Consider the following 23233-nt stretch of genomic DNA (forward strand, 5'->3'; position numbering starts at 1 on the left):
GACGCGTTCGCAGATTCGGTTCTGGAAACCAACGGGACGGAACGCAAACAGTCGCTGAACAAATACGCTGTCCGAACCCTCCATCGGTCCGAGGGGTGTTCCAAACGGAGTGCACTCTTCAGCCGATAGCTGGGAAATCACAAAAACCGCGCATCACGATACCCCGTGCGGGGGTACGAACCGAAGGTGGGACAGACTATGGTGAGTGGTTAGTCTTGGCTTTCGGCTTCTTTCCGAGCGTTGAGCTTCGCCTGCTCCCGGGCACTCGGGTTGACGGACTCCTTGAACGGGACCTTGGCTGCCGTCGCGAACACCGGTTCGCCGGGTTCCTCGGCGTACTCGTCGGGGAGGTGAATCTGGAACTCCAGATCCAGCTCTTCGTCGTAGATGTCGTCGTTGAGCGGCGTGTCGGTGACTTCCTCGATCTTCTCGGCCGGGACGAAGCCCATGCCGATGTTGGTTTCGAGGTCCGGGTTGTACCACGGTGAGGTGAGGTAGCCACATTCCTCGCCCGTCTCCGGATCGGAGATGAGCCAGAAGTCCGGAGCGTAATCACGGATCGGCTCGCCTGCGATTTTGAGGCCGATGAGCTTGTGCTGGAACGGGTAGTTCCCGTTCTCGATCTGTTCTTTCTGCTCTTCGAGTGCCTCTTTTCCGATGTAGTCCGCGTCCTTGTCGTCAGGGACGTGGTACCCGAGGTTGACCTGGAACGGGGAGGTCTCGTGGTCGAGGTCCTGCCCCCAGGACATGATACCGGCCGCGATGCGACGGTGATGGCCCGGCGCAATCTGGCGGCCGCCGTGTTCCTTGACGGTCTCCATAACGGGGTCCCATACCTTTTCGGCGTCCTCGTGTGCGTTTCGGACGTAAATCTCGAACCCTTTCTCGCCGGAGAAGCCAGTCTGGCTGATGAGGACATCGGCACCGTTGATTTCGGCGTCCATCAGGCCGTAGTACGGCACATCGCTGACCTTGTCGCCGACGACATCGATCATCACGTCTTCCGAGAGCGGGCCCTGAATCTGCATCGGAGCCACGTCGATCTCGTCGATTTCGACATCGAAGTCGTTGTCGACGTTGACTCCCTGGAGCCACTGCATCAAGGTCGAGTCTGAGATGGAGAACCAGAATTCGTCCTCCTCCGGGCGCAGCAGCACTGGGTCGTTCAGGACGCCGCCGTCCTCGTTACAGAGGATGACGTACTTCCCGTCCATCGCGTCCATACCGGTGACATCACGGGTGACGACGTAGTTGGTCAGCGCCTCGGCGTCCGGGCCCTTGACCCGAATCTGGCGCTCTACGGCCACGTCCCACAGTGTGACGCTCTCGGTGAGAGCCTCGTACTCCTTCATTGCGCCGCCGTCTTCCGGCTCGACGAATCCGCGTGGGTGGTACAGCCGGTTGTAGACGGTACAGCGCCAGGCACCTTCCTCGTTGAAGGACTTGTGGAAGAACGGGGACTTTCGGACCCGCGTTGACACCAACATCTCGATGTTGGGATCACCGGTCTGGCGAAGGTTCCGGGGAATGGTTCGATCTGACTGGTCGACACTAGGATAGTTAGGGTGTTCCTCGTTACCGCTCATGCCTGTGAAAGATGACCAGAAATGCTAATAAAAGATATTGTTACTTGCTTCTGGGATTTATATACGGAAGGGTATTTCATTCGGATAGCGATAGTTCTCAAATCCATCGTTTACGGGTAGTAAGCATGACTGGTCAACGTATAGCTACGATGTGTGTCAGTCGGCCGATAGTGGAAACTGCAGCGGTCAAAGGATGGCCACCGGACGGGACGAGACAGTTGGTATGGCTGTGCTGTCGCCGCTCTGTCATTCCGACCCGCGCTCGGTGCGAGTGTATTTGACAATGTCGAACCCATCGTGTGACGTTCGGTCCCTCTCAGTCCAGTGAGACCAATCGACGGTCGGAAAGACCGTATCACCGTCGAAGGCCGTGTCGATCTCCGTCAGGAGTAGTTCGTCGGCCTGTGGGAGAAACTGTTCGTAAACGGTAGCACCACCGATGACATACGTCGTGACCGCGTCGCTGTCGTCTGCCTCCCTTAGCGCCGCTGTTGTCGACGTAACAGCTGTGACAGTATCAGGAAGCCGTTCCGGCGTCGTGGTCAGAACGATGTTCGATCGCTTCGGGAGCGGGCCGCCGAGATCCCGCTGGATGCTCTCGAAGGTCCGCCGTCCCATGACGACTGGATGGCCGGTAGTCGTCTGCTTGAAGTGTGTCAGGTCTTCGGGATACTGCCACGGAATGTCGCCGTCGGCACCGATGACTCCGTTTGCCGCAACGGCGGCAATCAACGAGAGCTTCATAGACACGTCGTTGTTCGTTTCAAGGACATAAGTCCATTCCAATGCAATGCTAACTCGACACGCGCTACCGCGTCTCGCGCGCGACTTATGAGGGTCAGCCATATAAAACATCGTATGGATACGATTCACCTCTCGCCCGGTCCCGATGCAGCTCAGGCCTATCGCCTGGGCATCATTACGAGCGCAGTCGCCGGACTCACTGGTATCGTGACGCTATACTGGCTCGGTGTCCTGGCACCAATTTTTGCCGGATACGCACTCGTTCTCTTGTTCCCCGTGTATATGGTCTTCGCTGCGACGGCACTGAGTGTCTGGCTGGGGTACAACAAAGACGCGACATCGTTGCGGCCTGTGTACCGCGAAAAGGGATCGAATAGTCGGTCCGAGTAGCGAACCCGGTCGTAGATGTATAAAACAGACCGAAGAATCTGTATTGACGAGAGCTCAGAGATAAAGACCGACGATCAAGTCGTATACCTGGCCGATATTCGGAGAAATTGATACAATAGTTGCTTAGTTTACTGGTTTGTGAACTCACTCCTCTTTGTCAATAATCGTTGCTGCAACGAGGTTCCGCATCCCCCGTCGGAGCCGACCGCTCATTGCTGTCGACGAGAGCCCGATTTCCTCCGCAACCTCGTTCAACGAGATGTCTCTGGGTTCTCCGAAGTAGCCGTTTTCGTAAGCGGTTATCAATGCCGTCCGCTGTTCAGCGGTCAAACCGTACGACGACTCACCGCCGGTGTCCGTGTTTCCGTATATTTCGATGATATCGAGCGAGATGTCGTTCTCGTCGGCATACTCCCATATCGTGTTGAGTGCCGCGCGGTCGGGGAGCAGTAGTCGGACGAGCCAGCCGTTACCCTTCGTCTCCGTATGGACGAGAAACCCGTTGACATCTGTCACGACGGAGCTGATGAGTTTCGTCTCGGGAGTGTGTTCGATGTAGTATATCCCTGTCTGGTCGGTCCAGTCGACGAGTTCGTAGCTCTGGACTGTCGGGTCGGTATCGAGCATCTCTTCGAGCCGCTCTCTGTCTTCGTAATCGATGAGGAACGGGAACACAGTTGATCCCGGGTCAGTGTTGCCCTGCGTGATCACGCGGATCGTTACGTCTTCGAGGTTCTGTAACGTCGGGACGAGAGCAAGGCGTTCGTGTTCGATGTGGATTTTTGTTGTTATTGACATTTTGTGGAACAGATCCTGCTATGGAAGCGTCAAAAACAGGTGCGGGTTCGACAATTGAGTGTCATCGTCTGTTGCTGGGTGTAGCTATGTTGGGCCCCCACGTCAATGTTTACATGCACAGGTGCACACACGAGGGTAACAATAAAAACCTGTCTCCAGACCCAAATAATACCGACCGCCGTGACCGGTAAGTATCTCACTATTGAAAACGACTCTGCGGATACGATCAGGGGCTGACGACATGTCGGACAACTCAGAACTCGTGTGTCAGTAATCCACTTAATTCGGTGGGTAGAACACGTATCGACAGTAACCTGTATTAACAATCGTTTATAATTAGCTGTATTAAATGCCCGAAATTATCCACCAATGAGCTTAGGGGGCTAAACCCAGTATAGTGTATTGAAATGAATAAAACACAGAACCAGACTACCGAGGTCAGCAAGTTTTCGAACGATGATTTCTATCTACCGGCTGTCGCGCTCCCGCCGAACTTCAGTCGGATCGAAGCGGTCGTTTCCAACCTCTTCGACTTCCACGGCGTCGTGTTGATCCCGGACAGTTACAACAAGTAACTCGACACGGGATCGGGGTGGGATCCGTTCGGCAACTGACCGGTCAGCCGCGGTTAGTCGGGCAGTTTGTTTGTAAGGGCTTCGACGGTATCGAGATGGATGTTGAGACGCCTCTCCGCCAGTGTGGGTCGTCCGGGAAGTACGTCTCCGGGAATACGACGATGTCCGCACCGTCTCGACCGGCCTGTTCGAGATACCGGTATCTCTCGTCCGGCGTTCCTTCTTTGCCGAAGTAGACGGATTCGACCCGTGTGGCTGCGAGTGTGACCGATCTGCCTGACATTCGTTCACAATATACAGACCAGCAACAAATCAGGAGGTCTGGATACAACAATGTTTAGTTGAGTATAATAAATGAACTGTATAAATATACTCATGGTATATGACATTAACCGCCTATCTCAGGGAGTGTCGCGACTACATGAAGCCTGTGAACACGAACGGATACCCGAACGAGTGGTAACCGTCGATATTCAGCCATATGTGCAAAATTATAAGAACTATATATTACTATATTTCTTGATAGGTTGGGTAACCAATACTCTGAAAGGCTGTCTACGACTGGACCCAGAAAGCCAAAATCCAGGTCGCCAGCGGTAAATATCAAATCAGATCGTGGCCGACTGGGAGAGCTTCGAAGCGACGAACAACAGTCTGGCTGTCCGTTACTGTGAAACCCCAGTCGAACCAAAGTGGCTATCCGCGGCCACTTCCACCGGAGAAACCGTGTTCATCGAAATATATTCAATTTAACACAGGAATTCGACATCAAAACAGCTGTTTTTGGCCGATAGCACAGAACATGATTACATATTTCTATCAATCTGGAGTTCGGGCAAAGGCAAAACGTCGTAGCAACAGCACTGCAATTAGATATATTACTTTGCACTCATATTTACGGTTCTATTTGTAGACATACTATTTAGTCAAGGCAAACTGAGACAGGTGAAATCTGACTCCAGTGGTTTCGCTCGCAGAAATATTTATATAGTATATTACGACTAAATCTTAACAATGGGTAGTCGTAGCTCCGAATCACGAGTCCTCGAACGCCACGAAGATGCAATCGAAACGATTCATACAAAAAGTGACTTCGATGCCTGGGTTGGGGGCTGTCCAACGACCAGCGAGACAGCGGCATCGATCGTCACGTCTGACCCGGTTATCAACGAACCGATCACTACTGTGCCGAAATTCGAGAGCAAAGACGTGAAAGACGCCGTGAATACGGCGAAAGAATGCTATGAGACGACCTGGGAGGGGGTCACGAAAGCAGACCGGTCGAGGCTTCTCCACGAATGGGTCGGCGTCCTCAAAGACAACCTCGAAGAGTTGGCGCTGCTCGAATGTATCGATACTGGAAAACCGAAAACCCACGCCCGTGGTGAGGTCGAAGGGGCCATCCAGACACTCGAATACTACGCAAGCATCTGTCGGAGTCAGGACGCGCGCCAGATTGACGCGAGAGACGATCTCCACCTGTATACGCGTCACGAACCGTACGGGGTCGTCGGACAGATCATCCCGTGGAACTTTCCGCTGTGGGCACTCGCCTGGAAACTGGGCCCGGCGATTGCGGCAGGTAACTGTACCGTTCTGAAACCGGCTTCTGATAGCCCGCTAACCGCAATTCGGGCAGCCGAACTGTCAGCCGGAATATTCCCAGACGGAGTGATCAACGTAATCACCGGTGAGGGATCCACCGTAGGGTCCGCCATGACAGCAAACGATGACATCCGAAAGCTATCGTTCACCGGCAGCACGGATGTCGGTTCGCAGGTAATGAAATCGGCCGCAGAAAATATCGTCCCGGTGACGCTGGAGCTCGGTGGCAAATCGCCGTTTATCGTATTTCCCGACGCGGAGCTCGATAAAGTCGTGGATGCGGTTGCGGACGGAGTGTTTTACAGCACGGGCGAGATCTGCGACGCGCTTTCGCGTGCGATTGTCCACGAAGATATAGTCGATCAGTTCACTGACCGCCTCGTCGAGAAGGCGGAGTCATACGTGCTTGGCGACCCACTGGACGAGGAGACGACGATGGGTCCGCTCACGAACCGGGAGCAGTTCGAGACGGTCAAAGAGTATATCGAGATCGGCCGTCAGGAAGGTGCAACACTTCTCACTGGAGGTCGGGTCCCGGATGACAAAGCGCTAGAGGACGGGTGGTACATCGAACCGGCTGTTTTCAGCGATGTATCGAACGATATGCGGATCGCGCAAGAAGAGATATTTGGACCGGTACAGACAGTACAGTCGTTCGAAACGTACGAGGAAGCAATTGAACTGGCGAACGATACGACGTTCGGTCTCGCAGCGGGTATCGGGACAGAGCGGACATCACTCGTCCACAATGCAGCACAGGATATCGAGGCGGGCCTGATTTACGTTAACGAATACGGTCCGATTCTCCCCGAAGCTCCCTACGGGGGGTTCAAGGACTCGGGAATCGGCAACGATCTCGGAACGGAGGCGCTAGACCACTACCAGCAGACGAAGAGCGTGTACGTCAACCTTGATGAGCCTAGTCTCTGATCCGGTGGGATCTTCTATCCCCAAATAGCAGGGCTACCGGGCCAAAGGGGGACAACGGCATCGTTCGGTAGCGAGATTCGTGGGCGGTGTTGCGAACTACGGTTCGATCGTTTCTGTGACCTGTCGACGGAACTCCGACGCAGTCAACTGGTACACGTTGTTCCCGTTCTCGTCTCGATGCCGGCGAGTCTCCGCACAGGCTGTGCCGTTGATTCGAAACGTCCAGTTACTGGGATAGTTCGGGTCTTCGCTTACCAACTCGACTTCACAGTCGTATTCCTCTTCGATTTCCTCGATAACTTCGTGGACGTAGGCTCCGTCGGTAAATCGAGACGGTTCGTATTCCGGCAATCCCATCTTCTCGCGGAGCGCTGCGTTCTTCTCCCACCATTCCGGATAATCGTGTGCCATACTATCCCCAGATTCTACTGCGACACACGTAGATGTTAGTGTTCGAACCGGATTCTGTATTACCGAATTCCGATCCGAAGAGCAGGGACGATTATTTATCTGAATTTTCAGAGTTTCTTACGATAACATACGTACTCCTGTTATATTCAGTCTAAATCATTCTGTCATACCGAATTTGGCACGTTAGAGTGTAACATGGGTGGTGGTAACGAAGTTGTGGAGATATCGTGGGCAACCAAACAACGTAGTGTTGTCACGAACGGACCAAAACGGGCTGCTCAGGCGCAAAAAAGAACGAAGTCGAATGAGATAGTGTCCGCCATCGCAGATATTTTTCTATCGGAATGAATGAAATCTCAGCAAGCTAGAAAAAGGGTTTTATGATACTTCTGCAAAAGAAGCGGTGTATGGCACAAACGAGCTCTCACGCGTTAGCAGACACTACCGTGATTGATACAGACGTGCACATCACGGTCGAAGAGGAGACGATCGCTGAGTATCTCGACGAGCCCTATCGGTCAAGTATCCTGGACTCCCCGCATCCGGTGTTTCCCTCCAGTAGCTGGGATCAACGGATGGGTGGCAAAATCGACGATCACTTCTCGACGTTCACTGGCCCGGCCGATATCCGGCAGTTCCAGTCCGATTTCAACATCGATTACCCGATCATCAATACGTTCGAACCGTTGGGGAAGTTCTCTCAGCCCGATCTGGCGATGAGTCTGATGCGGGCGTACAACGACCTGTTGATGGATCGGTTCTTGGACGACTATGACTTCTTGGGACTTGCCGCGGTCGCGACGCAAAAGCCGGCCGAAGCCGCGGAGGAAATCGACCGAATGGGCGACGAGGACCAGATTGTCGGCATCTATCTGGGAACGAGCGGCGAATACCCACCGCTCGGTGATCCGTCCAACGACCCGATATATAAGGCCGCAGAGGACAACGGCCTCCCGGTCGTGTTCCACGGGAACGGAGACGAATTTATGTTCGATTTCCCCCATCACAACAAGGGCTTCAACAATTACTTCGAGGTCCAGACACTGGGTCACCCGTGGCAACAGATGGCGACGATGTCGAGTCTGATCGGCGAGGGGGTTCCCGCGAAGTTCCCGGATCTCGATTTCGTCTTCCTGGAGGCGGGAATCGGCTGGGTTCCGTATATGATGCATCGGATGAACAAGATATACCGAATGCGCCGTAGTGAGGTCCCACTGCTCGAGAAGTCCCCCGAAGAGTACGTCCGCGATCAGTTTTATATCGGCTCGCAGCCGTTAGGCGAACCGAACGGTGCGGAGGATATGAAACGAATGATCGAAACCCTCGGAGCGGACCTGCTGATGTTCGCGACGGACTACCCGCATTGGGATTTCGACCACCTCGAGGAGTTAGACAAGTATCTACAGCATTACTTCTCGGAAGAAGAGCGACAGAAAATCCTCTATGAAACGCCGGTTGAAGCCTTCAATCTGGACCTCTAAAGATGAGTGAACACACTGTGTCGACGGTCGACGAGATTCAGGATGGCGAACGAAAGCTCGTTGAAGTAGAGGGTCGAGAAATCGCGATCTTCCGGCTCGACGGCGAGTTTTACGCGTACACGAACTGGTGTGCACATCAAGGTGGACCAGCCTGTGAGGGGAGCGTCACGGGGACGAGAAACGCCGAATTCGATCGAGAGGAGTTAGAGACCGATCTAGAGTGGTGTAAGGAAGACGAGATACTCAACTGTCCGTGGCACGGCTGGGAGTACGACATTCCGAGCGGCGACTGCCTGTCCCGAGACGGCACGAAACTGCCCGGCCATCCGGTGAAGGTAGAAGAGCAGGAGATAATCGTCTCGCTGTAGCCGTGCCGGGAAGCGACGCCGTTTCCGGGGCTACCGCACGTTCGGTTCGTTGATGTTCAGTTCGATCACGTTAATGGACTGGCGGAGCCGGTCGGGAAGTTCTCGCTCCAGCCGCTCGTCTTTCATCCGGTGAGCGGGGCCAGCGATGCTGAGTGCTCCGATCACAGTGTCGTTTTGCCGCGTAATAGGCGCGCCGACCGATTTGAGGCCGTCTCGGAACTCTTCTCTATCGTAGGCTAGATTGTCTTCGCGTATCGAAGCAAGTTCGTTATGGAGTCGTTTGCGGTCGGTGATTGTCTGGGTCGTCTGGGCTGGCAGGCCGTGCTCGTCGAGTATCCGATTCACATCCGCTTCTGGCAGCCACGCCAGCACTGCTTTGCCAACCGCCGAACAGTGGAGATAAGTTCGGTCGCCGGGGACGGCCGGATATCGGATTTCGTTGCTCCCAACGCCGATGTCCAAGTAAATGCCGCGACCGTGTTCCTCGACGAGTAGCGTGATTAGTTCACCAGTCTGATCGGCTAGCTTCTGGACTTCAGTGTGTGCGGCATCGTACAGTTCGATCCGGCGTCGAACCCGTTCACCGATACCCATAAACCGGAGACTCAGTTCGTACTCGTCTCCCGATTTGACTACGTATTCAAGCTGCCTGAGTGTGTTGAGGTGGTTGTGTACGACGCTTTGGGGACGGTCGACGTAGGACGCGATGTCGACGATCCGGCCGCCGTCAAGGTCGTCTAACGCCGTTATAATCTCGTTTGCGGTCAACAGTGCTTTCACCGGATTTCGGGCCTCGTAGGTCATTTTGATACACAGTGACATCGGAATTATATAAAAGTACTTCGGCATTACAGAATACACCATATCTGTGATATATTTGCTGTGGGTTGTTGGGAACTGCTAGGGTAGTTTTATAGCTCCAGTATAAATACCCTGTATACTTGGGAAAGCTATAAATATGATGGCTCGTATTGGGTGAGTGTGACTCTCACACGCAGAAATATCCTCAAACACGGCATAGCCGCATCTGGAACCGCAGCACTCGGGTCCTTGGCCGGCTGTACGGGGACGATACTCGGAGGGTCCGGTGGTACCTCAGTTACGGCGGCATCGATGCAGTGGACGGAAGCCGAGTTGATGGGGTACCTCGGATTCGAATCGTTGAAGGCCAACACGGACGTGCAGGTCGAGAACGAACTCTCACTCGGGGGCTCGATGCAGTGCTTCCAGGCAGTCAAGAACAGAGAGGCTGGCTTCTACCACCTCTACACCGCCGGTGCGTACGCAACGATACCACCGGAACACGATGAGATTCCGAGTGATCCGGAGGACCTCTACCAGCGCGCCAAAGAAGATCTGAGCGATGAACACGGACTGCGGTATCTGCAACGGGCGACGTTCAACAACACCTACGCCCTGGCGGTCCGACCCGGCTTCCAGGAAGAGACGGGAGTCGAGACTATCTCCGAGTTCGCGGAGTACATTAATAGCGGTAACACCGATATTACGGCTGTTTTGGGTCCGGAGTTCGCCGAACGAGAGGATGGATGGCCCGGGCTAGTGGAAGCATATGGGTTCGCCAACGCAGCCGAGGAGCTAAACATCCGACAGATCGGTGCGAACCTCACGTACCAAGTTCTGGGCGAAGGGGAGGCGGAGGTCGGAATGGTATTCACGACCAACCCACAGATACAGCAGTACGACCTCGTCGTCCTCGAAGACGACCGGACCTTCTTCGCGCCGTACAATCCCGCCCCGGTGGCACATCCGGACGCCGTTCCGGAAGGCTCACCGATAGAAGAGGCGCTCAACGCGCCGATGGAGGCGCTCACGAGCGAAGAACAGGTGATCGAGTTGAATGCACGGATCGCGATCGACGAAGAGGACGTACAGACGGTCGCAGTTGACTTCCTGGAAAGCGAGGGGATTATCTGAACGATGGGTCTGATCCACTTCGTCCTCGGATTGACTGTTGGGAGTGCGTACGTAGAGTTCATCCGCGAAAACTTCACCCAGCTCATCGCACGGCTCGCCGAGCATATTCTCATCACGGCCCAGACCGTCCTGATCGCGGTCCCAATCGCGGTCAGTCTCGGAATCCTCATTACGTACAACGACCAGGCGGCGACGGCGGTACTCTGGCTCGCGGGGATTGCGATGACGATTCCCAGTCTTGCGGCGTTCGGGTTGCTCGTTCCGTTTCTCGGCATCGGGAGTGCGCCGGTCATCTTTACGCTCGTGCTGTACTCTCAGTTGCCGGTTATCCGGAACACGTACGTCGGACTCACGGGCGTCGAAGAGGCAACGAAGAACGCAGGACGCGGACTTGGTATGACGCGTCGACAACGTCTGCAGCGACTGCAGATTCCGATGGCACTTCCCATCATTCTCGCAGGCGTGCGCAACGCTGTCGTCATCGTGGTCGGTGTTACCGCCGTCGGGGCCTACATCGGAGCGGGCGGGCTCGGCGAATTCATTTTCGAGGGGATCCGACAGGGAGATACCGTGATGATCGTCGTCGCCACAGTCGTCGTCTCGGTGCTCGCACTCGTCGTGGATTACGGTATCGCGACGGTTGAGCAGCTGCTTCGACTGCGGAACGGCGAACAAATCGAGCAACGAGTGAGCACGCAGGTCATTCGGAGGGCAGTTCAATGATCGAATTCGAGAACGTTACGAAAGTCTACCCGGACGGGACGAAGGCGATAGAAGAAGTCAGTTTCACGGTCGAGGAAGGCACGACGACGGTCCTCGTCGGACCGTCGGGCTGTGGAAAGACGACGAGTATGAAACTGGTGAACCGGCTCGAAGAGCCGACCGAAGGAACTGTGTACGTCGACGGCGTCGATAATATGGCACAAGACAGAATAGACTTGCGTCGGAATATCGGCTACGTCATTCAGGAAATCGGTCTGTTTGACCATATGACGGTCGGGGAAAACATTGCGACAGTGCCTGAGCTGAGAGAATGGGAGCAGTCTCGTATCGACGAACGCGTCGACGAACTACTGGAACTGATGGACCTCCCCGGCAACTACCGCGACCAGTACCCCCGAGAGCTGTCGGGCGGACAGCAACAGCGAATTGGCGTTGCACGAGCGCTCGCTGCTGACCCGGATATCTTGCTGATGGACGAGCCGTTTGGAGCACTGGATCCGATCACCCGTGATAACCTTCAGGACGAATTCTTGGAGATACAAGACCGGATTAACACCACCATCCTGTTTGTGACTCACAGCATCGACGAGGCACTCAAGATGGGGGATCAAATCGCGATTTTCGACGTGGGAGAAATCGTCCAGTACGACACGCCGACGGAGATCCTCCAAAACCCGAAAAACGAGTTCGTCGAGAACTTCATCGGTGACAATCGAACGTTCAAGCAACTCGCGATCACCACCGTTGAGGAGGTGATGGAACCCAGAGAGGAACGTCCACCGGGCGATGGCGATGTGATCTCGGCGGCGACCGACGGCGGCGACGATTACGCCATCCCCGCAGATGCGAGTCTTCAGGTGGCACTGACAAAGTTACTCGGGTCAGAGGATCCGACGTTACCTGTCGTCAGAGACGGGAGAGTAGTCGGAACGGTTTCCGAACGGCACGTTCGCTCATACTTCGGCCCGACGGAGGAATCGTAGAATGCAAAGCGCCGTATCGACGGTCGCCGAAAGCATTCAGTTCCTGTCGGAGAACTTCCCCGAATTCCTGCAGTTGCTTCAGGAACACCTGCTGTTGGTCATCATCTCAGAGATCACGGCTATCGCAATCGCGGTTCCACTCGGCGTTTTGGCTGTCCGTCACGAGCGACTCAAGAGCCCGATCCTTTCGATCGGGAACGTCGCCCAGACCGTTCCACCACTCGCGATAATCGCACTGATGTTCCCGGTTCTCGGATTGGGCTTTCTCCCGTCGTTCGTCGCGCTGTTCATTTACGCACTGTTGCCGGTGTTGGTGAATACGATAACCGGACTTGAGGATGTCGAAGAGAGTACCATCAACGCTGCAAAGGGAATGGGAATGACGCCGTACGAACGGCTCACGAAGATCAGATTTCCGCTCGCGCTGCCAGTGATATTTGCGGGCATTCGGACAAGTATGGTGATAAATGTCGGAACCGCCTACCTCGCGTTCTTCATAGGCGGAGGGGGGCTGGGAGTGTGGGTTATCAGTGGTATCAACCTCTTCAATATGCCGCAGGTTCTCGCCGGCGCAGTCACTGGAGCGCTACTTGCGATCACTCTGGATATCGGCTTAGCGGTGATCGAGTCTCGAATTGGCACTGCGAGTCCGGATTCCAGTCAGGTTGCCGCGTAAGGGAGTTTGTGCGGCTCCCGATTCGCCAGCGATTCTCAGATAACGGACTCACCCGCCACCAATACGCTACGGACACGGTTGGAACGTTGTCGTGATTGATGACCTCGATAGCTCTCGGACGGGTACCACCACGTGAAAACAGCGGATGAGCTATGCGTTTCGTATACTGTTCCCCACTAAATTCACGTTTCCCCATTTCAAATACCATATTCGATTATATGGTTCTAATAGTTCACTATTCGAGTTCAAAAACTGATATATAGTAGTAAATACCTCAATTTAATAGTATTTAATATCAAGAATATTCTATTCTGGATCGTTACGGCAGCCAGTGTACAGGCGTCCCAATCAAGAATAAGCAGACGGATTCATGTGGGGTGTGATGCACCCAATTTTCATAGTCTCTAACTGCATCAAGCACACACACCCAGTAATTCCCGACACCGCGTCAGAGTTTGGCAGTACGGCCTGTAAGTCATCGGGACTAATATTGGTACAGTTGTTATTTTTAACTTATAAAATCGGTATCACAGCCCGCAACGGTCCGTACACAGTATCCGCAAAAATTGGCAGATCCGTTATGCTGAGAGAGACTGTGGTGCATGGACAGAGAAGAGTGTATTAGCGGTCTCCAGTCCGAACTGCCAGCTGGGAACCGGTGCCGCCCTATAATCGATATCTTCGGGATCTCGGAAACCGAGCGGGAACAGGTCCGCTCTCATACTGTCGGCTGTAATCACGTGAAGAATAATGCCACCTCGGGGTGGCGAATATCTTCACGAAGTTACAGCCAACAGTATCAGTCGGTTCGTTTCCGCTCCTGTGTCGGGTGGTCAGTGACGTATACTTTCGTATCGTCCGGAACGTCGTCAGTGATCCATGAGTTCGCACCGATGCTGACGTGGTCGCCGACGGTAATAGCGCCCAGCACTTTCGTTCCCGCACCGATAACGACGTGGTCACCGATGTCCGGATGTCGTTTGTACCCCTTTTTCAGTCTGTGTTCGTCGCTCTCGTCGGCTTCGAAGTGGAGAGCCCCGAGAGTCACGTCCTGATACAGCCGGACCCATTCCCCGACGGTGGTGGTTTCGCCGATAACGACACCGGTTCCATGGTCGATAAAGAAGTAGTCCCCGATTTCAGCACCGGGATGGATGTCGATACCGGTCTCGGTTTTGGCGTATTCTGTGAGTTCCCGAGCGTATTCGGCGGCTCCGGCGTCGTAAAGCACGTGTGCGACACGCTGGACCAGTATCGCCATGAACCCCGGATAGGACCGGATTATCTCCATGTACGTTTTCGCCGCCGGATCGCCTTTGAACGCGGCTTCGACATCTTTCTTGAGTCGTGCCCGAACGGCCGGGAGTTGGTCGATGACAGCAGCGACTGTCGCAGCCGGGTCCGATCCGGAGTACGGTCTGATGCCCGCAAAGAAGAGCCCGCCGAGAGTGTCGAGGTGGTCCAAGACAGCGAGCTCGTCTCGAACCAGTGCGGCGGCGTTCCAGCAGGTCGGAAAGAACAGTCGTTTGAGGATGTCCACCTCTGCCCGTCGGTGTTCCCGCCGCGGGAACTCCATCTGGGTCTGGGTTGGGAACGGCTCGGCGTCGGCCTGGTACGCCTCGAACAGTTCTTCGTGTGTGTCACCGGTGTAGCAGTAGTCCATATCACAACTTCGTGCTGCAACTGTTTAGTTCTGAAACAAGACCTGTCGAATTTCCGCTATATTATGTTCTCGCAGTCGTAGCTACACTGAAAAAGCGGACAGACACTCTCAGGAGAGATAGTTATTTGATACTGGATTGTCACTGAATACGTATGAACGGCGAGTGCTACTTCTGTCACGGCATCGTTTCAGCACCGGAGGAGGGTCACATCTGGTTGCGTGAGCACGACAGCCATGAAGTGTACATGCATGAACAGTGTGCGAGCGGACACAACGTCATCGAGGAAGGGCAACAGTCTGACGGTGAGATCCTGATTACGTGCCCGGAATGTGGCGAAGTCGAAACCGCGTAACGACACATACCCCGTGACAGGCAAGCAGTCCCAGCCTATGGAAGTGTAATATCGACGCCGGACTGCAGGCTGGCCGCTTTCACGGTGTTGTACATCAACATTGCGATGGTGAGTGGGCCGACGCCCCCCGGAACCGGGGTGATGGCGTCCGCCTTCGCTTTCGCGCTCTCGAAGTCCACGTCACCAACGAGTTCGTATCCCTTGTCGGTGTCAGCGTCCACCCTGTTGATGCCCACGTCGATAACCGTCGTGCCTTCCGAGAGCATCGACCCGTCTATCATTTCCGGCACGCCGGCGGCCGCGATGACGATGTCCGCGTTGCGGGTCTTGGCTGCGAGGTCGTCTGTCCGCGAGTGACAGACGGTCGTTGTCGCGTTCCCGCCGGGTCCGTACTGAATGAGCAAGTTCGCCATCGGTTTGCCGACGATGTCCGAGCGACCGACGACGACGGCGTCTTTCCCCTCGGTTTCGATACCGGTCTCGGCGAGTATCTTCTGTACCCCATGCGGTGTACAGGGTTTGTATCGCGCGTTGCCTGCGACGAGACGGCCGACGTTTTCAGGGTGGAAGCCATCGACATCTTTCATCGGATCGATCCGTTCCAACACGTCCCGCTTGTTCACGTGGTCGGGCACTGGCATCTGCACGAGAATCCCGTGGACAGTCGGATCGGCGTTCAGTTCGTCGATGGTTTCAAACAGCGTTTCGGCCGGTTCGTCGGCGCTGATTTCGCGATGGAACCCCTCGATACCGATTTCTTCACAGGCCTGTTGTTTCATCGAGACGTAGGTCTCGCTGGCCCCATCGTCGCTCATCAACACTGTCGCCAGCCCTGGTGTGACACCTTCGCTGACGAGCGTGTCCGTACACGCCGCGACGCCGTCTGTGATCTGGTCGCCGATCTCGTTACCGTCGATTATTGTGGTCATAGTTGCTGTGTTCGCTGTCGGCCCGTAGCTCCCCGAGTCGGCTCCGTGCGGGAACACACTGCATCACACTCAGCAGTCGGGACCAGACACGCGTTCGATACACGCCTCGAACCCTGCTAGCTTAGTCGGCAATGTGGAATAATGCAGCCTTTGAAATAGCCCCTGATATTCGTCCACTGAGCAACCACAAACAGACGGAATATAGACAGTAGTAGCGTCATTGGTGGGACGTACCGAAGGTTTTTGTCGGGACCGGTGAAACGTCTACACAACCATATTGGGAGGCAGAGACCTCTCGTTTAGGAGCGACTGTACGATGAGTACTATTCGGTTCAGCACCGACGAGGAATCGTTCGCCGAAACTGCACGGGCGGCACCGGACGGAGCTCGTGTGCCGGTCGAAGCGCGCGTCACAGTCACCGATCCGTTCGAGGCGTACCGACGCGCACGGAGCGAGAACACTGAGGGCGTTTACCTCGAAACAACCGGCGGACAGTCCGGCTGGGGATACTTCGGCGTAGATCCGGTCGAACAGATCGAGGTCCCACAGGACCCAACGCCCACACGGGACGGAAGCAGCGCGAGTATCGAGGCCATCGAGGAACTACTCGACCGTGAACACCTGGAACGGGGCGACTGTACGGTTCCGTACCCGTGTGGTGCCTTCGGGTGGCTATCGTACGACGTGGCCCGGGAGCTAGAGGACCTCCCGGAGACGACCGTTTCGGATGGGCTGCCACGGCTACAGCTGGGGGTGTTCGACTGTGTCGCCGCCTGGGAGGAGCCACGCGACGGTGCGGTCGAGATGCACGTGACGGCGTGTCCCATCGTTGATGGACCACCCGAAGAAGCGTATGAGCGCGGCCGTGAGAAGGCCCACAAGCTAGCCCAAAACGCCATCGACGGTGAGACACATGTCCAGTCCCAGCCGATCGCAGCGAGTCAGGCGACGTTCGAGAGCGACTGCGGCGAAGCGGCATTCGCCGAGCGGGTCCGACAGATAAAACAGTACGTCAGGGACGGCGACACGTTCCAGACGAACGTCTCACACCGACTGACCGCCCCGGCGGCCGTCCATCCGGTCGACACCTTCGGTGCTGTCCGTCGGGTGAACCCCGCCCCGTACTCGGCGCTGCTTGAGTTCCCCGGTGTCGACCTCGTCAGTGCCAGCCCGGAACTGTTGCTGGATGTCGATGACGACCAGTTGCTCACGGAGCCGATTGCCGGCACGCGTCCGCGGGGCGCGACACCCGAAGAAGACGAGGAACTGGAGGCAGACCTCTGTAGCGACGAGAAAGAGCGGGCGGAACACGCAATGTTGGTCGATCTCGAACGCAACGACCTCGGGAAGGTCAGCGAGTACGGGTCCGTCGATGTCGCGGAGTACCGCCGCGTCGACCGGTACTCGGAGGTGATGCATCTCGTGTCCCTCGTGGAAGGGGAGTTACGTGACGGCGTGAGTATCGCTGAGGCGGTCGCGGCGGTGTTCCCCGGCGGGACCATCACCGGCGCGCCGAAACCACGGACGATGGAGATTATCGACGAAGTGGAGCAAACCCGTCGCGGTCCCTACACCGGTAGCATCGGCGTCTTCGGTTTCGACGACCGAGCGACGCTGAACATCACCATCAGGACGCTCGTCCACTACGACGGCGAGTACCGGCTTCGCGTCGGGAGCGGCATCGTCCACGATTCCGTTCCGGCGGCAGAGTACCGGGAGACCCTGGACAAGGCCCGCGCGCTCGTCACCGCCGTCGACGAGGCGCTCGGCGAACAGGGGTCGTTCGCGGTCGAATCCGCGACCGAACCGATGGAGGGGACGCGATGATACTCATCATCGACAACTACGATTCCTTCGCCTACAATCTGGTCCAGTACGTCGGCGAGTTCGACGATGTCACCGTCCGTCGGAACGACGCAATAGATGTCGCCGGAATCCGTGCCCTCGATCCGGACGGTATCATCGTCTCACCGGGTCCCGGGACGCCGGCAGACGCCGGCGTGTCTATCGACGTGTTCGCCGAGACGGAGTACCCCGCACTGGGCGTTTGTCTGGGCCACCAGGCGCTCTGTGCGGCCCACGGCGCATCCGTCGGCCACGCACCGGACGTGGTCCATGGGAAGCCCTCGGAAGTCCGCCACGACGGGACCAGCCTGTACGACGGGATCGACAATCCCTTCGAGGTCGGCCGGTATCATTCGCTGGCTGTCGAGGCCACGGACCTTCCGGACCCGCTGGAAGAAACGGCTTACACGAACGACGAGCAAGGTATTGTCATGGGTGTTCGCCACGTCGAGCGACCACACATCGGCGTCCAGTTCCACCCGGAGAGCATCCTCACCGACGCCGGGAAACAGATCGTCGAAAACTTCTGTACCGGTCTCGCGCAGGCCTGAACTCGGCAGGGGACGGGCGGGTCACTTCTCGTCGGGCGGGTCCACGTCGTGGTGTGTCTGGACGTGTGGGAGCCGGTCGAGGACACGTCGAACGACGGACGTGTGCCCCCGCTCGTCTCGGTACCAGGTCACGGTCAGTCCGCCGGCCGCAACGAGCGAAATGACGGCGAAGGGGCCACCGGTCAGGACAGCCAGCGCCTGTAGCGTCTCAGCACCGCCCAGGAGTAGCACTGAAACGGCCACCGCGCCCTGGAAGACGCCCCAGAAGGCGATGTGTGTTACCGACGGCGCGAATCCCCGACGTGTCGCAAGCACCGAGACGACGAGCGTCGACGTGTCCGCAGAGGTGGTGATGAACACGACGATGAGCGCGAGAAACAGGAACATCAGGAGCTGTCCAAGCGGCAGCGACGCGAACAGGGGGAACCCCGCGACGGCTTCCGAGCCGCCGCGTTGCGCGATGACGGCGAGGATGTCAGCCTGCCCCGTCCGCTGGACGAACAGCGACGTGCCACCGAGCAACAGGAACCAGACCATCGTCGCCGCCGACGTTGCGACGACGGTCGTAAACACGACGGTCCTGACACGCCGACCGCGGGAGAGCGCTGCGACGAACAGCCCCGCGAAGGGTGCCCAGGAGAACCACCACGACCAGTTCCAGACCGTCCACTCGGCGACCCACTCTCCGCCCGTGTGGAGACTCAACGGGACGAACTCCAGCACGTAGACCCCAATCGCCTGTGTCCCCCGACTGATGATGAACGACCGGGGACCCACGGCGACGATGAGCAGCGCGAACAGGCCGAACAGGACGACGTTGAGGCCGGCGATCCGGCGGATACCGCGGTGAATCCCGGTTACGCTGGAGACGACGAATATCAGCGTCAGTCCGCCGACGAACAGGACCGGTCCGATATCGCCGGCTGCCACGTCCCACTGGTAGTTGATACCGGCGAGGAACTGCTCGCTCACCAGTGCCACCGAGGTGGCGATACCGCCGATAGTGGCGAAGACGGCCAGGATGTCGACTAGTGTTGCCCATACCGAGTCCAGTCCGTCAACGCCGAGCACCGGTGCTAACACCGTCGAGACGCGAAGCGGAGCGTCCCGCGTGAACGCGAAGTACGCTATCGGGACGCCGATGACAGCGTATGCGCTCCAGGCCGAGAGGCCCCAGTGAAAGAGGGTGTACGTCAGGGCACCGGTGACCGCTCCCGGTGACTGTGGGGCTGTGCCGACGTACGGTGGCGGCTGGTCGTAGTGAAACAGGGCCTCAGTCGGTCCCCAGAACACCAGCCCGGCCGCAATGCCGGCAGTGAACACCAGCGTGAAGTACGTCGGGTAGGTGTAACTCGGTTCTGTGTCCGGACCGCCGAGTTTGATGTCACCCCACGGCCCCAGCAACAAGACCAGACAGTAACAGACGGAGAGAAAGACGGCGGCGAGAAACAGCGGTCCGGCGTCGCGTAACACCGTGGCTGCTGCGGCGTCGACGGCGCTCGTCGTCCGTGCCGGGAACGCTATCTGGAGCCCGAAGAACGCGGCGAACACGAGCACCGGGAACGCGAGGATTGCCGGCTCGTGCTGTGTGAGGAACCCGCGGACGGCCTGGCGGATATCGGTCCGGCGGACTCGGAGGAGCACGTCGGCCGCGGCCGGTTCGGCGTTGTCTTCGGAGTACGGAAGCAGGGCGATGTAACAGAGTCCCGAACTGAAAAACACGAGCGCGATAGTGAGCCACGCCGGGCCGGTCACGGCGTCGCCGACCAGCGTCGGAAAGAAGAACCCTGCAAGCACGAGTGCCCCGGACGCGGCACAGAGTGGTACCAGTAGCCGGCCGACGAGTTCCGCAATGCCACTGGCGTCCGAGGTGGCCATACCTCAATATTCAGTATCGAATACGTATATTACTATCCCACAGCCTGGTGCGCGTGGGTGGCAGAGGCACCCATCGCACGACTTCGGGACGGCTCACTCGGAATCGTCAGTCCCGCCCGCTTCGTCTCTCGGCCCGCGTCCGTCCAACAGTGATTCGGTCTGGCCGCCGCCGAGTACCGACTGCCCCAGGAGCCGGCCGCCGATAGACCGGGGGTTGATAACTTCGTCCGCGCCGACGGTGCGGAACTTCTCGACGTGTTTCTCGTCGGTGGCCGCTGCGACGATGCGGATGTCCGGATTGACGTTTTTCGTCGCAATGACAGCCAACACGTCGCGTGCGTCGTCGTTACTCCCCACCACAACGCCGCTTGCGGTTCCAACACGTGCGTCCCGGAGGATGCCCTCGTCGGTAGGGTCACCCGTGAGAAGATTCACGCCTTCGCCTTGCAGCGACGCGACCGTTTCCTCGTCGGGCGTGACGACGACGACCTCCGTCTCGTCGCCCAGTTCCTCAAGCAGCGATGCCGTAACGTCTCCGTACCCGAGGACGACGATGTGGTCCTCCAGGAGTGTGAGTTCTGATGCAGTCATGACTCCGAATGCTGTCGCCATTCTGGATTCGATAGCCGGTCCGATGAGCGCGCCCACGGCGACGGTGAACGCGCCGGTCCCGAACAGGATGATCGAGAGCGAAAACCACCGTGCTTCCGCCGTCATCGGAGTGATATCACCGTACCCGACCGTCGCGATGGTGACGATGACGTAGTAGACGGCATCGCCCCAGCTGTCGAGTTCGAGAAACTGACCTCGAAGCCCGTACGCGCCCACGGTCCCGTAGAGAACGACGCCAAAAATCGCTGACAGCGACGCGATCTGAATCGGCGAGAGGCCGAGCGACTGGTCGAATCGGTGGCGGTTTCGGACGAGCAACGGGTACGTGACCAGCGTTAGCACCAATAGCGGGATATCCGTGGGTTGGAACGTGGCAAGCGGCAGCAGTACAAGCCCGAGGAACACCACCGACGCAACGCGCCAGGCGAGTCGTTTCCGCCGCTGGAGCCCGACCGTCACGAGTCCAAGCACGAACGCGAACAGGACGCCGCCGAACCGAACAAAGGCCAGTGGCAGATCGACAGCTGCTGACAGCGGGCCATCGAGTACCAATGGTGTCTGGCTGAGGTTCGAAAGCCCGGTCACGAACGCCAGGAACGTGACGACCCCGGTCAGGACCACCGTCGGCTTCGCACCGGAGAACTCGTCCCAGTCGACGAATGGAACCCTGTCAGCCGGGTAGAACACGTCCTCTAGGGCCTTGTCCGTCGAATCCTCCGGCGCGTTAGCCATTACCATAGTGTTGTCGGAGTCGCCATAAAAAACACGCGGCGGACGGGCAGCGAACTCAAGGGCTCGGGCTGTGTAGCAGTGACCAGATGCACCGAGTATACGATCCGAAACATAACTGTATGCACAGCCTACTCACAGGGGATTGGAATCGAGTTTTCCGGAGACTAAACCGATGAACGCGGCCGTCCTGTTCGGGCTGGGGACGATGATCGCCTGGGGGTTCTGGATCGCGTTTGGCAACATCGCATCGAGTACGATGGACCCCGAAACCGCGGCGTTCGTGTCGTACGCGACCGCAGCAGTCGCCACCGGCGTCTACGTCGTCGCCTCCGACGCCTCACTCGCGGTCACTAACCGTGGGCTGTTGTTCGCTGGAGCGGCCGGCATCGCGGCCGCTGTCGGGGTCGTGTCGACGTTCATCGGCGTCACTGTCGGATCGACATCGATCGTATCCACCATCGGTGGGATGTACTTCATCACCGCCGCTGTCATCGGTGTGATTGCTTTCGGGGAGTCAATGACACTGACGAAGGTTGCCGGAATCGGGCTGGCGCTGACCGCGATTGTCGTCATCAATCAGTGACTGGACACAACTGGTAAGCTCCAGAGAACGTTGTGCGGAGCTGACCCGGGACGGCCGGGATTTATGCGATGGGGTCGGGTACGTCCGGGCATGAAGCGTGCAATCAGCACCGACGAGGCACCGGCCGCGGTCGGCGCGTACAGTCAGGCAACCACGAACGGCGATCTCCTCATCACTGCCGGACAGCTCCCGCTGACCACTGATGGCGAACTGCTCGACGACGAGTCGGTCGCCGACCAGACACGACAGTGTCTCCGTAACGTCGAGGCGATTCTGGAGTCTGAAGGGCTCTCGCTGGACGACGTACTCAAAACGACGGTCTTCCTCGACGACATCGACGACTTCGACGCCTTCAACGAGGCCTACAGCGAGTTCTTCGAGTCGGAGCCGCCGGCCCGGAGCGCCGTCGGTGCGGGGGCGGTTCCGAAAGGCGCAGCCGTCGAAATCGAAGCTATCGCCACCACCGAGTAACAACGGGCGGGTTCGGTCCCGGTCTTATCGGAGTTCCATTTGTTCGGCACGCTCGGCTGCGAGGGCCGTGAGTTCGTCGACGCTACTGTCAGAACGGTCCGCGAGGACGCGCAGCAACATTCCGAGTTGTATCGCTGCGGCCTCGCGGAGTTCAGCCGCTTCCTCAGTATCGTTGCCGAAGTAGTACTCGTGGCGACCGTCCTCGTGTATGATCCCGGTGTACACCGAGCGAAGGTCGTCCTCGGTGAGCGCGGCTGACGCTTCCGATTTCACGTCCTGAAATCGCGGATTCATTGGTCCGTATCCCCAATCACACTGCACCCACATTGTTGCAACGAAACTGTGTCACTCTCACTGTACTCACCCTGTTATCGGAGCGAGTAGTTGAGGGAGCCGTCTCTCAGCGTCCC

25 protein-coding genes are annotated in these 23233 nt (G+C 57.3%); 14 read left to right on the top strand and 11 right to left on the bottom strand.

Annotation, left to right across the window (positions count from 1 at the left end; all coding sequences use genetic code 11):
• Positions 1 to 209: 209 nt before the first annotated feature.
• Entirely contained in the window at positions 210 to 1586 is a 1377-nt protein-coding gene (locus Harman_RS16240; protein WP_137684833.1) for an aminomethyl transferase family protein, read from the bottom strand.
• Positions 1587 to 1832: 246 nt separating this feature from the next.
• Positions 1833 to 2330 (bottom strand): dihydrofolate reductase, encoded by a 498-nt coding sequence (locus Harman_RS16245; protein ID WP_137684834.1) that lies wholly within the window; start codon positions 2328 to 2330, stop codon positions 1833 to 1835.
• 114 nt (positions 2331 to 2444) lie between these two features.
• Between Harman_RS16245 and Harman_RS16250 the strand changes: the two genes are divergently transcribed.
• Positions 2445 to 2720, top strand: a complete 276-nt coding sequence (locus tag Harman_RS16250) for a hypothetical protein (protein WP_137684835.1) — start codon at positions 2445 to 2447, stop codon at positions 2718 to 2720.
• Positions 2721 to 2864: 144 nt separating this feature from the next.
• Here Harman_RS16250 and Harman_RS16255 read toward each other — a convergent pair whose 3' ends face one another.
• The gene (locus tag Harman_RS16255) at positions 2865 to 3518 is read right to left on the bottom strand and encodes a helix-turn-helix domain-containing protein (RefSeq protein WP_137684836.1); all 654 of its coding nucleotides are present in this window, start codon (positions 3516 to 3518) and stop codon (positions 2865 to 2867) included.
• Between the two features lie 407 nt (positions 3519 to 3925).
• Between Harman_RS16255 and Harman_RS21630 the strand changes: the two genes are divergently transcribed.
• Positions 3926 to 4093: a hypothetical protein gene (locus tag Harman_RS21630; protein WP_200830937.1), complete on the top strand. Its 168-nt coding sequence runs from the start codon at positions 3926 to 3928 to the stop codon at positions 4091 to 4093.
• Positions 4094 to 4136: 43 nt separating this feature from the next.
• Here Harman_RS21630 and Harman_RS16260 read toward each other — a convergent pair whose 3' ends face one another.
• A complete protein-coding gene (locus tag Harman_RS16260; RefSeq protein ID WP_137684837.1) occupies positions 4137 to 4376 on the bottom strand; it encodes a hypothetical protein in 240 nt (79 codons plus the stop codon).
• 731 nt (positions 4377 to 5107) lie between these two features.
• Here Harman_RS16260 and Harman_RS16265 point away from each other — a divergent pair.
• Positions 5108 to 6628: an aldehyde dehydrogenase family protein gene (locus Harman_RS16265; RefSeq protein ID WP_137684838.1), complete on the top strand. Its 1521-nt coding sequence runs from the start codon at positions 5108 to 5110 to the stop codon at positions 6626 to 6628.
• 96 nt (positions 6629 to 6724) lie between these two features.
• On the opposite strand, the gene Harman_RS16270 is transcribed toward Harman_RS16265, so the two are convergent.
• Positions 6725 to 7039, bottom strand: coding sequence for a hypothetical protein (locus Harman_RS16270; protein WP_137684839.1), 315 nt, complete (start codon positions 7037 to 7039; stop codon positions 6725 to 6727).
• Between the two features lie 407 nt (positions 7040 to 7446).
• Here Harman_RS16270 and Harman_RS16275 point away from each other — a divergent pair, with 407 nt between their 5' ends.
• A complete protein-coding gene (locus tag Harman_RS16275) occupies positions 7447 to 8520 on the top strand; it encodes an amidohydrolase family protein (RefSeq protein WP_137684840.1) in 1074 nt (357 codons plus the stop codon).
• 2 nt (positions 8521 to 8522) lie between these two features.
• The gene (locus tag Harman_RS16280) at positions 8523 to 8888 is read left to right on the top strand and encodes a Rieske (2Fe-2S) protein (protein ID WP_137684841.1); all 366 of its coding nucleotides are present in this window, start codon (positions 8523 to 8525) and stop codon (positions 8886 to 8888) included.
• 30 nt (positions 8889 to 8918) lie between these two features.
• On the opposite strand, the gene Harman_RS16285 is transcribed toward Harman_RS16280, so the two are convergent.
• Positions 8919 to 9692, bottom strand: a complete 774-nt coding sequence (locus Harman_RS16285) for an IclR family transcriptional regulator (protein WP_137684842.1) — start codon at positions 9690 to 9692, stop codon at positions 8919 to 8921.
• Between the two features lie 177 nt (positions 9693 to 9869).
• Here Harman_RS16285 and Harman_RS16290 point away from each other — a divergent pair, with 177 nt between their 5' ends.
• Genes Harman_RS16290 through Harman_RS16305 form a run of 4 tightly spaced genes read left to right on the top strand, consistent with a single transcriptional unit; the run spans position 9870 to position 13205 of the window.
• Positions 9870 to 10823, top strand: a complete 954-nt coding sequence (locus Harman_RS16290; protein WP_200830939.1) for a glycine betaine ABC transporter substrate-binding protein — start codon at positions 9870 to 9872, stop codon at positions 10821 to 10823.
• Between the two features lie 3 nt (positions 10824 to 10826).
• Positions 10827 to 11546 carry an ABC transporter permease gene (locus Harman_RS16295; RefSeq protein WP_137684843.1) on the top strand — a complete coding sequence of 240 codons (720 nt, stop codon included), beginning with the start codon at positions 10827 to 10829 and terminating at the stop codon, positions 11544 to 11546.
• Positions 11543 to 12529, top strand: a complete 987-nt coding sequence (locus Harman_RS16300) for an ABC transporter ATP-binding protein (protein ID WP_137684844.1) — start codon at positions 11543 to 11545, stop codon at positions 12527 to 12529. The genes Harman_RS16295 and Harman_RS16300 overlap by 4 nt, the downstream gene beginning before the upstream one ends.
• A gap of 1 nt (position 12530) precedes the next feature.
• Positions 12531 to 13205, top strand: coding sequence for an ABC transporter permease (locus Harman_RS16305; RefSeq protein ID WP_137684845.1), 675 nt, complete (start codon positions 12531 to 12533; stop codon positions 13203 to 13205).
• A 799-nt stretch (positions 13206 to 14004) separates the two neighbouring features.
• Here Harman_RS16305 and epsC read toward each other — a convergent pair.
• Positions 14005 to 14868 (bottom strand): serine O-acetyltransferase EpsC, encoded by an 864-nt coding sequence (gene epsC / locus Harman_RS16310; protein ID WP_137684846.1) that lies wholly within the window; start codon positions 14866 to 14868, stop codon positions 14005 to 14007.
• A 152-nt stretch (positions 14869 to 15020) separates the two neighbouring features.
• Here epsC and Harman_RS16315 point away from each other — a divergent pair, with 152 nt between their 5' ends.
• The gene (locus Harman_RS16315) at positions 15021 to 15221 is read left to right on the top strand and encodes a hypothetical protein (RefSeq protein ID WP_137684847.1); all 201 of its coding nucleotides are present in this window, start codon (positions 15021 to 15023) and stop codon (positions 15219 to 15221) included.
• A gap of 35 nt (positions 15222 to 15256) precedes the next feature.
• On the opposite strand, the gene Harman_RS16320 is transcribed toward Harman_RS16315, so the two are convergent.
• Positions 15257 to 16150: a bifunctional methylenetetrahydrofolate dehydrogenase/methenyltetrahydrofolate cyclohydrolase gene (locus tag Harman_RS16320; RefSeq protein WP_137684848.1), complete on the bottom strand. Its 894-nt coding sequence runs from the start codon at positions 16148 to 16150 to the stop codon at positions 15257 to 15259.
• Positions 16151 to 16466: 316 nt separating this feature from the next.
• Between Harman_RS16320 and Harman_RS16325 the strand changes: the two genes are divergently transcribed.
• Positions 16467 to 17978: an anthranilate synthase component I family protein gene (locus Harman_RS16325; protein WP_137684849.1), complete on the top strand. Its 1512-nt coding sequence runs from the start codon at positions 16467 to 16469 to the stop codon at positions 17976 to 17978.
• Positions 17975 to 18547 carry an anthranilate synthase component II gene (locus Harman_RS16330; RefSeq protein WP_137684850.1) on the top strand — a complete coding sequence of 191 codons (573 nt, stop codon included), beginning with the start codon at positions 17975 to 17977 and terminating at the stop codon, positions 18545 to 18547. Before Harman_RS16325 ends, Harman_RS16330 begins: the two co-directional genes overlap by 4 nt.
• 21 nt (positions 18548 to 18568) lie before the next feature.
• Here the strand turns inward: Harman_RS16330 and Harman_RS16335 are convergent, their stop codons facing one another.
• Together Harman_RS16335 and Harman_RS16340 are read right to left on the bottom strand one after the other, a co-directional pair.
• Complete coding sequence (locus tag Harman_RS16335) at positions 18569 to 20425, bottom strand: BCCT family transporter (protein ID WP_137684851.1); 1857 nt, start codon at positions 20423 to 20425, stop codon at positions 18569 to 18571.
• Positions 20426 to 20518: 93 nt separating this feature from the next.
• The gene (locus Harman_RS16340) at positions 20519 to 21769 is read right to left on the bottom strand and encodes an NAD-binding protein (protein WP_137684852.1); all 1251 of its coding nucleotides are present in this window, start codon (positions 21767 to 21769) and stop codon (positions 20519 to 20521) included.
• Positions 21770 to 21941: 172 nt separating this feature from the next.
• Here Harman_RS16340 and Harman_RS16345 point away from each other — a divergent pair, with 172 nt between their 5' ends.
• Complete coding sequence (locus Harman_RS16345; protein ID WP_137684853.1) at positions 21942 to 22352, top strand: EamA family transporter; 411 nt, start codon at positions 21942 to 21944, stop codon at positions 22350 to 22352.
• 90 nt (positions 22353 to 22442) lie between these two features.
• On the top strand, positions 22443 to 22823 hold the full coding sequence (locus Harman_RS16350) for a Rid family detoxifying hydrolase (protein WP_137684854.1): 381 nt from the start codon (positions 22443 to 22445) through the stop codon (positions 22821 to 22823).
• A gap of 24 nt (positions 22824 to 22847) precedes the next feature.
• On the opposite strand, the gene Harman_RS16355 is transcribed toward Harman_RS16350, so the two are convergent.
• Positions 22848 to 23117, bottom strand: coding sequence for a hypothetical protein (locus tag Harman_RS16355; protein ID WP_137684855.1), 270 nt, complete (start codon positions 23115 to 23117; stop codon positions 22848 to 22850).
• Positions 23118 to 23233: the final 116 nt, after the last annotated feature.

It is taken from the genome of Haloarcula mannanilytica (assembly GCF_005406125.1).
Taxonomy (GTDB): Archaea; Halobacteriota; Halobacteria; order Halobacteriales; family Haloarculaceae; genus Haloarcula; species Haloarcula mannanilytica.